Here is a 12753-nt window from a genome sequence, read left to right on the forward strand (position 1 = left end):
GGACCAGGAGGTGGTCCGTTTCACCGACACCCGGCCCGGACACCTGCTCCTGGAACTGCCCGACGGGAGGCGGGTCCGCTCCCAGCGCGTCACGGGGCCCCTGACCGCGCAGATCGCGCGGGCGTTCGCCGCCGTCGGCCCGGGAGCGCGGGACCGGGCGGGCGATGGTGAGACGTACACCGCCTACGAGGGGGCGGGGCTGACCGTCAGAACTCAGCCGCCGCCGCTATGCCATCCAGCGCTACCAGGAGGATTTCGCCTCGGTGACGGCCCTCACCCCCTCCCCTTCCACCGCATCGCGCCGCTGTTGGGTGAACTCGCAGGCGCGGATTCCGACGACCCGCAGACCCTCGCGAGTCTCTACAAGGCCGTCGCTCGCACGTTGCATCCGGACCCTGTCAACGGCGACCGCCAGGTGTTCCAACTGCTGCAAGCGGCATATCGCCTCGCCAAGATCATGGGCTCGTAGAGCCACACGTCTGGCCGCTGGCAGTTCTCATCCACATTTCACTCAAGGCCCTGCTGGCCGATGAAGCCGGCTCGCAGGGCCCCGGCGAGCGGTTGCTGGCCGATCGGCTGCTGGACCAGCTCCTGGGCCAGGGCGCCGGGGGCAACGACACGGCTGGCCCAGTCGCTGAGCAGCGCGTAGTACGGGTGGTGCACCGCCACGGCGCGTGCAGCGCCGACGGCGGCGGATTCCTCCGGGACGTGCATGAGGTCGGGTCGTCCCCCGACCGGGCGAGATTCCTTGGGCAGGAACGGCGACCAGCCGGCGACTCGGGTGCCCAGCCCTCGGGCGGCGATGGCCACTGCCGTGGTCGGTTGCGCGTTCACCGGTGCGCCCCTCGGGCGGTGTCGTCAGTCGATAGCGTCAGCGGATGCATACACGTGTGACGGGCATCGTCATCGAGGACGGCCAGATCCTGTTGCTGGACCAGGACACCGACGGTGATCGGTCGTGGAGCCTGCCGGGGGGCAAGGTCGAGCCTGCGGAGACCCTGGAAGAGGCGCTGAAGCGGGAGATGCGGGAGGAGACCGGCGTCGAGGTTGAGGTCGGACGTCTGCTGTACATCTGCGACCACACAGCGGCTCATGTCGTTCACGTCACCTTCGAGGCCCGCCGGGTCGGCGGGCAGATCGGGGCCGTCACGGAGGGCGCGGATACGCGTCCGATCCGGCAGGTCGACTTCGTGAAGATCACTGAGCTGCCCGGCCTGGGGTTCAGCGAGAGGTTCATGACCCTGTGCCAGGACGGCTTTCCTGGGGCTGGCACGTACATGGGTCCCAAGGCGGCCATCGGGCTATGAGCCGCTGATCAGCGAGGTGACCAGGAGAGGCCCAGCCCGTCCAGGGGGCGGGGGGGTGCCCCTATCTCTTTGGTCAAGCTGTCTGGGCGCCTGGGAGGCACGGGGTGGGAGCGTCAGGCGTCGGTTCCGGTGTATTCGTAGGTCCAGCCAGCGGGAGCGTCGGGGGCCGGAACAGGTGTGTAGGTGTGCCGGGCGGCAGAGTTCCAAGGCCCCTGTCCCTGGCCGCCGCGAGCACGGAGGCGTGCAGGCGGAAGCCCGTCTTGATCGAGCTGGACGATTTTGGTCCGTCCGTTGAACGGGCCGCCGGCAAGCTTGATACCGACGGTGTTGTTGACCACCTCGCCGGCGAGCCAGCGGTGGACGACCTTCATGTGCTCGGAATTCTCGGCCCCCATCTCCGAAGCTGATCACGCGCTCGTCCGCAGAACAAGAAGCTCTCAAGTCACCGCGGCGGTCCGGGATTCGTAGAAGGTTCCGTCGCGGAGCATCGCGAAGAGGACGTCGGCCCGTCGTCGGGCGAGGCAGAGCAGGGCCTGGGTGTGGTGTTTGCCCTGGGCGATCTTCTTGTCGTAGTAGGTGCGGGATGCCGGGTCACCCAGGGCCGCGAACGCGGAGAGGAAGAAAGCCCGCTTGAGCTGCTTGTTACCTCGTCGGGAAGGCTGTTCGCCGCGGATCGAGGATCCGGAACTGCGGGTCGCGGGCGCGAGGCCGGCGTAGGCGGCGAGGTGGCCGGCGGTCGGGAAGGTGCTGCCGTCACCGACCTCGATCAGGATCCTGGCTCCGGTCCTGGCGCCGACCCCCGGCATCGACCTCAGGACCTTCGAAAGAGGGTGGGCCTCCAAGAGTTCCTCGATCCGCCCGGCCAGCAGCTTGCGTTGGTCAAGGACGGCGGCCAGGGACCCGGCCAGGCTCGGCACGATCAGCGCGGCCGCCTCGGTCCCCGGAACGGTGACCGTCTGCTCGTCCAGCGCGGCGAAGATCTCCTCGACCAGCCGCTCGGCCATCCGCGGCGCCTTCGGCCGTAACAACGTGACCAGCCGCCGCCTGCCTGCCTTGCGGATCTGGGCCGGTGCCCCGAACCGCTCCAGCAACATGAGGACGGCCGGATGTTGCAGCCGTGGCCCCAGCACTCGTTCCAGCGACGGATGGATCTGGGTCAGCAGGCCGTGGATCCGGTTGGCGACCCTGGTCGCTTCGCCGGCCAGGTCGTCGTCGAACCCGACGATCATCTCCAGCTCGGCGATGGTCTCGTCCTCGCCGTCGATCGCCCGCAGCGTGTGAGGCATCGCGCGGGCCGCGTCGGCGATGATGAACGCGTCCTTCGCGTCGGTCTTGGCCTCACCGGGGTAGAGGTCGGCGATCCGCCGCATCGTCAGGCCTGGTAGGTAGGCGACCGGGCAGCCCATGTCCCTCGCCACGGCCAGCGGCAGGGCGCCGATCGAGGCCGGCTGGTCGACCACGACCAGCACCGTTCCGTGCTTGGCCTGGAGCTTCGCGAACAGCTCGCGAAGCTTGGGCTCGGTGTTGGGCAGGCGTTTGTCGAAGGCTTTCTTTCCGGTCGGTGTGACGGCGGTGGCGTGGTGTTCGCCCTTGCCGACGTCCAGGCCGAGGAAGACGTCGATGGTGCTGGTGTCGATCACGTGCAGGCCCCTCCATCACGCGTTCGTCCGGCCTTGCCTCGGCATCGAGCTGCCACACCCACGTTACGGAGAGCTCTTCCGGCTCGGGTGAAGCCGGTGCTCAAGCCCCTCATCAGCGGTCCGTCGATGCCTCCGGGCCCGGTGACACCACCCCCCGGATCATCAACTGCAACAAGGGGGGGAAGTCATGCCGGACCCGAAGGCCGGTAGCCCCATTGCGGAGCCACGAAGAAGACATCCGATGCAGTTATCTGTCAAGAGACGGCGGTTGGCTGCGGTGTCAGTGGGGTGTGACAGCATCCGCCGAATGACGAGTGCACAAGCAGAACGCGGCCTGGAGATGTTCCGGGTAGGCGACTTCCCCATCTACACGTTGACCTTCGTACGGGGTCTGAGCCCTGTAGAGCTGCTCATCCGCATGGGGGTGGACCAGGAGACCCTCGCGCTTCGTGACGGGATGGATCTGTCGGACGACTTCGGCGACGACCTTCTCGACGATGAGGAACCGGTCGTCACCACGGGCATCGACGGCTCATGGACCTGGGCGTGGGAACAAGGCGGTGTGCACGGGCTCGACGAGAAGATCCTGAGCGCCGTGTCCGTCGGCACCGAGGCCGTTGCCCTGCACTACAACGAGAAGCCGATGCACTGGTTCAAGTACGCGGTCGACGGCGACGTCATCGTCGACTTTCACACGCTCCAGGAGATTGAGCCCACCGGACAGGACCCGACACGGCTCGATGAGCACATGCGGCCGTTGGGGCTCGTCCCTGGCGAGTGGCCTCCTCTCCATGGCGTCCTGTCGCTTGTTGAGAACGCCTTCGATATCAGCCTGACGCACCCGGGAGAAGTGGACGACCCGCGTATGAGCGGCCGGTTGAGCCCTTTGCCGGAGTGACTCCTCATCCGACCGGACCACCCCAGTTTGGTGGAGGCGGCTGTCAAGCAGCAGTGGCAAGGGTGATGAGCGGCGGGGGTGGGAAGGCGGTGCTCTCGTCGTAGGGGACGTTATTGGTGAGGCAGTGGTGGAGGCATCCGAGCAGGCGGTTGAACAGATTGCGCTGGGCGGCGGCGTGCCGTTCGCCGGCTTCGCGTCGGCGGTCGTAGTGGGCTCTCGCCCCGGGTGAGGAGAGGGCGGAGAAAGCCCAGAGATAGCCGACCGCGGCGAGTCGCTGGTTCTTGACCCGGCGGGCCATGACCGAGAGGCTCCTGCCGGACGCTCGGGTGACCGGTGCGGCCCCGGCGAACGCCTTGAGCCCCTTTGCGTCGGTAAAGCGGGATCGGTCGTCGCCGATCTCGGCGAGCACCCGGGCGCCGGTGAGAGATCCGAGCCCTGGGAAGCTGGTGATGATCTCGGCGTCCGGGTGCGTATCAAAAGACTCCACCGTCGCGGTGGTGAGTTCCTCGACGCTCTCGCAGGTAGCCGCGAGTTGCCGTAGCAGGGCGACAGTTCGCAGGCCCATGGCTTGCTCGACCTGGAGCAGGTGTCTCATCTGCGGGGTGCGTAAGGCTTCTCGAAGGCGGTCCGCTTCGGCGTCGATACCGCGCTTGCGGCCGGCCTTCTTCACCAGGGACCGCAGCTGGCTGCGGGTGAGCCTGGCTGCCTGTGCCGGGGTGGGAGCCGCGGCCAAGATGGTCCGGGCGAGGGGTAAGCACAGTCCTTCGCGGGAATGCGCGAAGGCGGCGAGAAAGCCGGGGAAGTACTCCCGGAGGTGTGAACGCAGCTTGTTGGCGGCCTGGATCCGGTCCCAGACCGCGTCCTGCTGAGCCCTGGCGAGGATGGCGATGGACTGGACGAGTTCGCTGTCGGCGGGCAGCGGCCGGTGGGCGGCCCTATCCGTGCGCAGGATGTTCGCCAAGACCATGGCGTCGAGATGGTCGGACTTCTTGCGGGCGACTGCGTACCGCTCTCGATACCGGGCTGCGGCCATCGGGTTGATCGCGTAGACGGGCCGGCCGGTTGCCCGGAGGCAGGAGACCAGCAGCCCGCGGGAGGTCTCGATGGCCACGGGGATCGGCGTCTCCTCGGTGTCGCCGTGTGTGGTGAGCAGGTCGAGGAGCTGTTGCAGGCCCGTGGCGTCATCGTCGATCCGGGCCCGGCCTAACAGCGTTCCTTCGTGGTCGACCAGGGCGACGTCGTGATGGTCACTGGCCCAGTCGATGCCGCAGAACACTTTCATCGTGTGCTTGAGGTCCTCTCAGTCGGGGGTGTTGCTGCTGGTCGCAGCCGTGCGGGGGCACGCGTCTCCCTAATGGAAGGGCTCGATGGCCCTGCATCCGATTAGCCGTTCGTGACCCCAGCGATCCGCAGGGCCCTCGGTCTGTGAAGGAGCTCGCACGGCTCCTGACTCTTTGAGAGGTGACCCCTGCGAACGGCTCGGACCAAGAACTTCAACGATCCGATCATCGGACTGGATGTGGCGTGGTGGCAGTGGACGGAACCGGAGGTCGGCTCTTGACCGAGGGATCGTGTCCCGGGGGTGTGTGACGACTTCCCCGGCACCGACCGCTACCACCACGAACATGAGGTGAAGCCGGAGGCCGCACTCTTTTTGTAGACCTCATGGGCCGGGTAACGGGTAGCGATCCACCGGCTTCACCGCCCATTAGGTAACGGGGGGGCCGTGAGGTCGCCGATCCAGCGCGGGCCCGATCCCAGTGATCCGCTGCGGCAGTCCAGCCCGGTGCGCGAGGATCACCCCCGGACAGGCAATCGCGAAGGAGACCTACGTGGACAAGGGCAAGAGGATCACCGGCGGGGCACGCGAGAACCTCGCCGCCGAGCTCAAGACCGCCTACGAGAACGGCGCGTCCATCCGCGCCCTCGCCACAGCCAACGGGCGTTCCTATGGGTTCGTCCACCGCATCCTCACCGAGACCGGAGTCGCCCTGCGCGGACGCGGCGGAGCCATGCGCACCCGGCCCAACGCCTGAGCTCACAGCCCCCACAACGCCAGCTGAGGGCAAACCTGCTGGTCATCGCCTTCGTTGACGCGTCATGATGTCCGGAACAACCGTACGAAAGGACCGCATCATGGCCCTCCCTGTTCTGACCCCGGCCCAGCGCGCCGAAGCCCTCCAGAAGGCAGCCGGCGTTCGCAAGGAGCGCGGCGAACTGATGGCGGCGCTGAAGGCGGGCGACCTGCCGCTCGCCGCCCTGCTGGAACGCGAGGACGCCGTGGTCGGCAAGGTTCGGGTTCGCCGCGTCCTTGAATCGCTCCCCGGCATAGGCTCCGTTCGCGCCGGTCAACTCCTCGCCGACCTCGGCATCTCCGAGACCCGCCGTATCCAGGGCCTCGGCGCCAACCAGCGGGCCCGTCTGCTCGAACTCTCCCCGCCGCAGGGCTGACCGATCGCGCCCTGTCGGCCAAAGACCCGGCTCCAGCGGGCGGGGTGGCGGCGCCGCGAAGCGATCAACGGAGGGGACACGCCATGACGTACGGGACCGTCCGTGCACAGCGTCCATACCGAGAAGCCGTGCCGTCGGACAGATGACTGTGTGTATCCGGCCAGGGCTGGCCTGGGTCCGCGTGGGGTCTGGCCGTGAATCTGGGCGTGCAGTACCGTCCACGGCGTGGCGAGGACAATGCGGTTAGCGGTCGCGCAGAGCACGGTGCCGGAGGACCCCACTGAGCGAGGTGCGCTGCGGGCGGCCGGGGAGGAGATCCGGGCTCTGATGGTCGAGGCCGCCAGGGCGGGTGCCCGCCTGGTGCAGTTCCCCGAGGGGGCGATCGTCTACCCGAGCAAGCACGTGATGGCAGCCGGAGCGGCCGGCGAGCTAGTCCCGGCCGACTGGAGCCGTGCTGCGTGGGATGTCCTGCGCGAGGAAGCTGAGTCGATCGCCACGCTGGCGGGGCAGCTCGGCCTGTGGACGGTGTTCGGGTCGATTCACCCGCTGACGCCGCCGCATCGGCCGCACAACAGCCTCTACGTCGTCTCCGACCGCGGCCAGCTGGTCGCACGGTACGACAAGCGGTACCTGTCGGACACCGAGGTCTCCTACCTGTACTCCCCCGGCCGGCAGCCGCTCGTCATCGACGTGGACGACGGCATCCGGTTCGGCTTCGCGCTGTGCATCGAGGCCAACTTCCCTGAGGTTTTCGCCGAGTACGAGCGCCTGGACGTCGACTGCGTCCTGCTGTCGGTGATGGTCGACGACGCGCCGCGGGCCCGCGTCGCCCAGGCGTACGGAACGCTCTACAACTATTGGCTGGGCTACTCCGTCCCGGCGCAGTTCAGCGCGACAGCGCCGTCCGGGATCGTAGGGCCCGGCGGACGGTGGCTGGCGCGCTGTCCCGCAGACGGACGTCCAGCCCTTGCAATCGCGGACATCGTCCTCGACTCGCAGGAGAAGGACATCGACGTCGCGCTTCGCTACGCCCGCCCGTGGCGCCGCATAGCTCGCGGCGGGCTCTACGACGAGCGGATCCCGGTCGGCGACGACCGCAGCGACACCCGCACATTCTTCTGAGAACCCGAGCAACCGTGCGCCCGCTTGGTAGCGCAGCGGCGGATCGGCCAGATCCGCTTTCACGCCGCTCTCACGAATCCGCTCACCGGTTCGGGAGATCCGGTGCTGGCTTGGTTCTCCTCGCCCGGCAGCGGCCGGTGCGCAAGGTCGGACAGCATCGTTGCCCAATCGGACTGTGTCGGGCTGACCGTTCCGGGCATTGCCCGTTCCACGTCCGCCAAGAAGTGGTCCAGCAGATCCCGGGCCGCCGCCGTTCGGGCTTTGGCCTCTGCCTTCGCCACCGCGTCCGCCAGGTCGGCGACGTTCGCGTACTGGGAGGTTCGCCTCCGGGTGGCCCAGCGGGCCTGCTCGGCCGCAGCATCGGCCACGGATCCGCGCTCCAGCCGGTAAAGGGCCCGCCGAGTGCGCTGGGCATGGATCTGGCGCACCGCGGAGAGCCGGGCGAACGCTCGGGCGGCCGGATCATCGACGCTCTGCCCATCAGCTGCAGCCGCCGCGCTGGCCAGGGTGTCCGCCTCAATCTGAGCTGACAGGTCCCGTACGGCCTGGTGATCGGTGAGGTCGGCCCGCATCGCGACCGCCACGGAGACCGCCCTGCGCACCTCCTCGGCCAACCTGCGGTCGGCGGTGCAGCCCAGGCACAGCCCGCCGGCGTCCGCGATCCCGCAGTCCGCGCACGGCTTGCTTGCCCGCTCGGCCTGTTCCGCAGCGAGTTCAGCGCGACGGCGCTCCACCGCCTCCAGGCGAAGGGCCGTCTCGGCGGCGCTCCGCTCAAGCCGGATCAGGTCCATGGCCGCCTGGCGCTGAACGCCGAGGTTCAGCCGGCGTTCCACCTCGGCCCGCCGCTCGGCTGGGCCCAGCCCGGCCACTTCCGCCGCCACTTCGGAACGGATCCGGGCCCGGAGCTCACGCCGGTCACCTACCACGGACTCGCAACTGTCGCAGTCCAGGCCGGTGTTCATCCGATGACCGTCGTCGCACAGTACGGACCAGCAACCCGGGCGCTGCGGCAGGCCCCGGCCCAGCATCCATGCGACCGGATCCGCCACCGGGGCACCGAACAGCTCACCCTGGCGCCGCTCCAGACGACCGGCCAGCACCCGCGCGGCCCGATCACGGCCAACCAGATCCGCAACCCGATCCAGCTCGCGACGGACCAGACCAGCCAGCCAGCGCTGTGCACCAGGCTTCACCAGGCGCCCCCACAGCGACCCGACCGGCTCGAGAACCACCCCCAGGTCCCGCGGCACAGCAACTGCACTCTGAGCCCACAACCACGAAGGCAAACCAGCTGAAGCCCCTCCACCATCAGCAGAAAGTGGCTTGTCCCCGCGCAGCGGGCCCTGTCCAGGGTGCGAGGAGCCGGCAGGCGTCGACTTGACCCCGGAGGCTTCCCCGCCCGCACGCGCGCGGTCCGGCAGCGGACCGTAACCCAAGACGGCAGAGCCGGAAAAACACCCGAGATCACCGTCAGAAGAGGAATCAAGAGCAACCACATGCGGGTGGTCGGTGTGGAGCAGTGCACCAGCGCCGACGTACGGATCAGCACCCGAGACCTCCTCAACCCCAGCAATTCCAAGGGCTTCAGGCACCTCAGCTGCTCCACCGGAAGCCGTGCGAACCCTGAGTGCACCAACGGGACCGACAGGAAGGTCATCCAGCACGTCGTCGAACGACTCCTGAACGAACCCGTCCCCCGACAGTTCTCCCGCCCCAGCATCGGATCCGGCCGCACAGTGCTCGCAGTGCACACACCCGGAGACAGCCGAGCCAGCATCCGATGCCGGCGGCAGGGCTTCGAGGCGCCCAGCCGTCGAGGAGACAGCAGACGGAGCACGGTGTGCCGATGCAACCGCTGGCACTACCAGGCGCTCCCGGGAACCTTCACCGTGGACCTGGACCAGATCGGCCGATGTGAGTCGGCCGAGGATCCGCTGAGCCTCCTCCAGCGAACAGCCCAGCTGCGGGGCGATCGTGGCCGCAGCCCGCCCGTGGCCCGCCGTCACCCGACCCGGTGCCATCACCACCCGGCCGTTCGGGCGCGCCATCAGGACCAGCAGCAGCAACGCCAGCCGATCCGAAGCGGCCCCCGGCCCCCGCCGATCGGCGAGCAGTCCCGGCGGCGTCTCCGGCGAATCCTTTGGAGCCCAACCCGGGCCGAACACCGCTTCAGCCAGACGCAGAAACGTTGCCAGCTCCCTCTGCGACAGCGACAGCGCATGGGCCGGTCCCTCAGCACGCGCCCGGACCAGCGCGGTCAACGTCAGCTCAAGCCCATCGACCTGCCCCTCCCCGTCCTTCGTCGGCCGAGTCTGAGCCACACCCCTAGCCCGGAGCGCAGGCAGCACGTGATGATCGACGTACGACTTTGAGTAGCCGAACCAGCGCGCCAACTCGCGCACCCGGGTCAGAACCGCCGGCGAAGACGCTGGCGACTTGGCGAGCAGGACGACCGTCGCCAGCAGCACCGAATCCCGGGCACCAGCCAGTGCCGGGTCAGCCAACAGGGCCCGCATAGCCGTCAGCAGGCGTGTACGCATCGCCCGCCCCAGTTGCAGGGGCAGACCCGGTCCGGCCATGGGCACAGGACCGGCAGCAGCCAGCACCAGGCGACGAGGAGCGGTGCTGCGACTTCTCAATGTGGGGCGAGCGCGGGGGGCGTTGAAGTATGAGCTGGCGCGAGCGGGCCTCGTAGCTGGGGAGGGCACAACAAAGCCAGCCCTCGGTGCGGTAGCGATGATCTTCTCCGAGCACGAGGAGCGAAAATGGCAACGCGACACCGCGGCCTGTGGTCAACGACTTCGACAGGCGGTGGGGCGAGACCGAGTTAGGTAGCAGCCGGTAGAGATTGACCAAGCCGGCAGGAGCCATAGAACCGACTACCTGGAGGATGATGTCTACGAGTCCAGGTAGTCGGGCCTCAGCTATGGAACGCGCAGGTCAAACAGCCTGGGCACTCAACAGGGCTGGGAGCTGGGATGGCGTCGATTGGGGCAGGGGGCGTCTCTGGGAACGCGAGGCTGGCCCATGCGGGCCAGGAGATCGTTTCATGGGGCACCAGTTCTGAACTGTCGGGGAGACACGTCTAGCCGAGGCTCCAGGTCGTGGAGACGTCTCGGCTGGGGGCTGGTAACCTCATGGGCGGCGAGAAGGGCTACCTAGCCTTTTCTGTGGACGGCACCCCCTCTGTTTGCGGCAGAGATCAGGGTGCCGTTCCGTATTTAGGCGGCTATCGAAGAGACCTCCAGTGACAGCTGCGGATCCTGTAGGAAGGCCGACTGTGCCTCTGCGAGGCGCCTGCAGACATCGGCGTGCCATGCCCCGACCGGGAGAACCTGCCATGCCCAGCCGGCGGCAAGAGCCTCTTCGCTAAGAGCCAGCAGCTCGTAGTCATGTTCGATCAGGACGACTCGTGCTGGGAAGGCGACCAGACGGGCTCGCGGCGAGACCCGGTTGTCCGGGGTCTCCTTAATGAGCAGTTCCAGGACGACCTTGATGGCGTCCCAGTCTCGAGAGTTCGCGGTCTCGGTCCGTACGCCCTGCTGAGTGTCGCGATTAGTGGAACGCGTGGCCCCCAAGGCGGCTCCCACCTGCGCCAGTACGACGTCGCGCGGCTGCAGCTTGTCGGCATGCGGGAGGAGATCGATGCGGGCGAGGTTCTTCAACGTGCCGGCACTGACTCCAGACCAGGACGAGACAGTCCGTTGGGACATGGTTCCGTCAGCGCGCACTGGCGACCGGCGTGGCACGTGTTCCCCTCTCCAAACAAGATCGGCACTACTTGAGGGCTTGCTGTCTACAAGCCCACAGGCCGAATCATACGACCCTCGTGCATCAGCGTTGGTGCAACTAAACGTGTTCTCAACCAGCGGAGTCAACTACCGAGGCTACGACACGCCGAAACTGAGGAGGGGTCAGGTGGCGAATAGCAGAAAGTGCCAGGTCAGGGGCCCGCAGTCGCATGGTGAGGGCGGAGAGCGCGGGAATTCGTTCGTCATGACACACCCGAACCGGCGGAACCTGCAACGGGAATGCAACCCCCCAGCGCAAGTTGAGTGCACGACCCTCGTGCAGAGTGGGCTCTTGCGGCGGGGAAGAGGCGCATGCAGGTCGCCGCCTCGTCGCAACCGCGCAGTGAGGCAGACGGTAGTTCCCTGAGTCCAGGGCTACTGGAAGCGATAGCTATCCGGGGCAGGGTGCGGACGGGGGCAGTGTCGTCGGCTGTGTCCCTGTGTCCCGCCTTGTGTCTCAAGCTGTGCACTTGTGAAAATACCGAAGGCGGGCCCAAGGTGGGCCCGCCTTCGCGTTGGGGTCGTGCGCTGCCTAGTTCTCCGCAGGACCCTCCTGGTGGAGCTGAGTGAGGAACGCCTCGACGATGGCGTTAATCATGTGCCCGTGGAGCCCCTTCGTGCCGGCCAGCATCAACTCGTCCTTCATGTCTTCGAGCCAGTCATCGTTCTCCTTGGTGATGCTGTAGTGGTTCGGAGCCTCGAACCCGGCATCCCCACCCACGAGGCGGTCACGAAATTGGTCGGCCGCCTCGATGAACTGAGCTGTCGGGAGGTTCCGCATGAAGGTCAGTGCTGCGTCGACGTAGTAGCTCGGCACAAGGTCGCGAATGGTGAGGAGTCGCTTGTCGTGTACAAGCTGCCTTCTCAAGGAGGCTGCGAGGGTGGTGTGAAGCCGAATGTTGCGGCGCTTCAGAGTCTTCCCGGTGCGAGTGTCCTTGGCTGTGCGGTAGCTGTTGGCCAGCTCGCGATACGCGACTGGGAGGTCTCGCACCTTGTCCGCCAGCGGTGTCGGCAGGTTGGCTGCGAGGCCCTGGCCGATCCCGCTTCCCTGAGTGAAGCTGGGCAATGCGTTGCGGCGAGCGGGGACACTCGAGCCGATCGCACTCTCAGCGTCCACCCCTTGGTCGTCAGCGATGCTTCCCTGCAGCACCAGAGATACGGGTGCAGCTGCAGGCGAAACGCGAAGAACCTCGGGAGCCGAAGGTGCCTCCTCTGGCTCTATGGCCGGCGCGTCGACCGGCTGAGGCGCCTGGACTGAGGGCGCTGTAGGGCCCTCGGGTGGTGCGGGCGTCGACCCGTGCTGGGCGGCCGGTGCTTCGGTGCGAGGCGAGATGACTTCAGGAGTCGGGCTCGGAAATGTGACGGGCGGGGTGGCAACCGCCTCGTCGAGTTCCCCCACGGGGGTGTCAGTCGCAGGTGTAGGAGCAGTCGGAGTGCTGGCGGTCCCGTCCGTCAACGGAGCATCGGCGTTGAGACCAGCGAGGGAGCCTGACACCGTCATCTTGTTCAGCCTGTCGAAGGCTGATCCCGCCTTGGCCTTTCGC

13 protein-coding genes are annotated in these 12753 nt (G+C 67.5%); 6 read left to right on the forward strand and 7 right to left on the reverse strand.

Going from position 1 to position 12753, the window contains the following annotated elements; translation table 11 throughout:
• Positions 1-10 precede the first annotated feature (10 nt).
• On the forward strand, positions 11-469 hold the full coding sequence (locus ACIBEA_RS39180) for a hypothetical protein (protein WP_399268285.1): 459 nt from the start codon (positions 11-13) through the stop codon (positions 467-469).
• A gap of 38 nt (positions 470-507) precedes the next feature.
• Here ACIBEA_RS39180 and ACIBEA_RS39185 read toward each other — a convergent pair whose 3' ends face one another.
• Positions 508-834: a hypothetical protein gene (locus ACIBEA_RS39185; RefSeq protein WP_399268287.1), complete on the reverse strand. Its 327-nt coding sequence runs from the start codon at positions 832-834 to the stop codon at positions 508-510.
• Positions 835-878: 44 nt separating this feature from the next.
• On the opposite strand from ACIBEA_RS39185, the gene ACIBEA_RS39190 reads away from it, so the two are divergent.
• Complete coding sequence (locus ACIBEA_RS39190; protein ID WP_399268288.1) at positions 879-1307, forward strand: NUDIX domain-containing protein; 429 nt, start codon at positions 879-881, stop codon at positions 1305-1307.
• Between the two features lie 113 nt (positions 1308-1420).
• On the opposite strand, the gene ACIBEA_RS39195 is transcribed toward ACIBEA_RS39190, so the two are convergent.
• Positions 1421-1678: a hypothetical protein gene (locus ACIBEA_RS39195; RefSeq protein ID WP_399268290.1), complete on the reverse strand. Its 258-nt coding sequence runs from the start codon at positions 1676-1678 to the stop codon at positions 1421-1423.
• 66 nt (positions 1679-1744) lie between these two features.
• Positions 1745-2947: an IS110 family transposase gene (locus ACIBEA_RS39200; RefSeq protein WP_399268292.1), complete on the reverse strand. Its 1203-nt coding sequence runs from the start codon at positions 2945-2947 to the stop codon at positions 1745-1747.
• Positions 2948-3254: 307 nt separating this feature from the next.
• On the opposite strand from ACIBEA_RS39200, the gene ACIBEA_RS39205 reads away from it, so the two are divergent.
• On the forward strand, positions 3255-3845 hold the full coding sequence (locus ACIBEA_RS39205) for a DUF6461 domain-containing protein (RefSeq protein ID WP_399268294.1): 591 nt from the start codon (positions 3255-3257) through the stop codon (positions 3843-3845).
• A 43-nt stretch (positions 3846-3888) separates the two neighbouring features.
• On the opposite strand, the gene ACIBEA_RS39210 is transcribed toward ACIBEA_RS39205, so the two are convergent.
• Complete coding sequence (locus ACIBEA_RS39210) at positions 3889-5127, reverse strand: IS110 family transposase (RefSeq protein WP_399268295.1); 1239 nt, start codon at positions 5125-5127, stop codon at positions 3889-3891.
• A 550-nt stretch (positions 5128-5677) separates the two neighbouring features.
• Here ACIBEA_RS39210 and ACIBEA_RS39215 point away from each other — a divergent pair.
• The 3 genes from ACIBEA_RS39215 to ACIBEA_RS39225 all read left to right on the forward strand — a co-directional run bounded on the left by ACIBEA_RS39215 (position 5678) and on the right by ACIBEA_RS39225 (position 7418).
• Positions 5678-5881 (forward strand): helix-turn-helix domain-containing protein, encoded by a 204-nt coding sequence (locus ACIBEA_RS39215; protein WP_399268297.1) that lies wholly within the window; start codon positions 5678-5680, stop codon positions 5879-5881.
• Positions 5882-5981: 100 nt separating this feature from the next.
• A complete protein-coding gene (gene mihF, locus ACIBEA_RS39220; RefSeq protein WP_399268300.1) occupies positions 5982-6296 on the forward strand; it encodes an integration host factor, actinobacterial type in 315 nt (104 codons plus the stop codon).
• A gap of 225 nt (positions 6297-6521) precedes the next feature.
• A complete protein-coding gene (locus tag ACIBEA_RS39225) occupies positions 6522-7418 on the forward strand; it encodes a carbon-nitrogen hydrolase family protein (RefSeq protein WP_399268302.1) in 897 nt (298 codons plus the stop codon).
• Positions 7419-7477: 59 nt separating this feature from the next.
• Here the strand turns inward: ACIBEA_RS39225 and ACIBEA_RS39230 are convergent, their stop codons facing one another.
• The 3 genes from ACIBEA_RS39230 to ACIBEA_RS39240 all read right to left on the reverse strand — a co-directional run bounded on the left by ACIBEA_RS39230 (position 7478) and on the right by ACIBEA_RS39240 (position 12326).
• On the reverse strand, positions 7478-9958 hold the full coding sequence (locus ACIBEA_RS39230) for a hypothetical protein (protein WP_399268304.1): 2481 nt from the start codon (positions 9956-9958) through the stop codon (positions 7478-7480).
• Between the two features lie 681 nt (positions 9959-10639).
• Positions 10640-11083, reverse strand: coding sequence for a hypothetical protein (locus tag ACIBEA_RS39235; protein ID WP_399268306.1), 444 nt, complete (start codon positions 11081-11083; stop codon positions 10640-10642).
• A gap of 658 nt (positions 11084-11741) precedes the next feature.
• Positions 11742-12326: a hypothetical protein gene (locus tag ACIBEA_RS39240; protein ID WP_399268308.1), complete on the reverse strand. Its 585-nt coding sequence runs from the start codon at positions 12324-12326 to the stop codon at positions 11742-11744.
• Positions 12327-12753: the final 427 nt, after the last annotated feature.

It is taken from the genome of Streptomyces sp. NPDC051555 (assembly GCF_044454405.1).
In the GTDB taxonomy this organism is placed as follows: domain Bacteria; phylum Actinomycetota; class Actinomycetes; order Streptomycetales; family Streptomycetaceae; genus Streptomyces.

Coding starts and splice junctions, on each gene's coding strand:
- ACIBEA_RS39190 (WP_399268288.1), top strand. CDS start 879: ATGCATACACGTGTGACGGGCATCGTCATCGAGGACGGCCAGATCCTG.
- ACIBEA_RS39195 (WP_399268290.1), bottom strand. CDS start 1,678: ATGAAGGTCGTCCACCGCTGGCTCGCCGGCGAGGTGGTCAACAACACC.
- ACIBEA_RS39205 (WP_399268294.1), top strand. CDS start 3,255: ATGACGAGTGCACAAGCAGAACGCGGCCTGGAGATGTTCCGGGTAGGC.
- ACIBEA_RS39210 (WP_399268295.1), bottom strand. CDS start 5,127: ATGAAAGTGTTCTGCGGCATCGACTGGGCCAGTGACCATCACGACGTC.
- mihF (WP_399268300.1), top strand. CDS start 5,982: ATGGCCCTCCCTGTTCTGACCCCGGCCCAGCGCGCCGAAGCCCTCCAG.
- ACIBEA_RS39230 (WP_399268304.1), bottom strand. CDS start 9,958: ATGCGTACACGCCTGCTGACGGCTATGCGGGCCCTGTTGGCTGACCCG.